The organism is Pseudovibrio flavus (assembly GCF_009711345.1).
In the GTDB taxonomy this organism is placed as follows: domain Bacteria; phylum Pseudomonadota; class Alphaproteobacteria; order Rhizobiales; family Stappiaceae; genus Pseudovibrio; species Pseudovibrio flavus.
This window is the reverse complement of record NZ_SMMA01000002.1, coordinates 1-210: the sequence shown is the minus strand read 5'-3', so window position 1 is coordinate 210 and position 210 is coordinate 1. Positions and strand designations below refer to the sequence as shown.

General features: G+C 52.9%; 1 tRNA gene. It reads left to right on the top strand.

Features of this window, described 5'->3' with window-relative positions:
• The first annotated feature begins 68 nt into the window (after positions 1-68).
• Positions 69-143, top strand: a tRNA-Glu gene (locus E1162_RS00010).
• Positions 144-210: the final 67 nt, after the last annotated feature.

The following is a 210-nucleotide window of genomic DNA, read 5'->3' as shown; positions in this document are numbered from 1 at the left end:
TATAAGCCGCTTCACCGAGGCGCTGACGGCGACTAAGTCGCTGAAAGATCATAGCCTTGGAACAATGCGCGCCCATCGTCTAGCGGTTAGGACGCCGCCCTTTCACGGCGGAAACAGGGGTTCGATTCCCCTTGGGCGTGCCATTCTCTTCTTCAAAAATTGCACGCTTCGACAAACGCATCCTAACGGATAGCGTTATTTTTTGCGTTT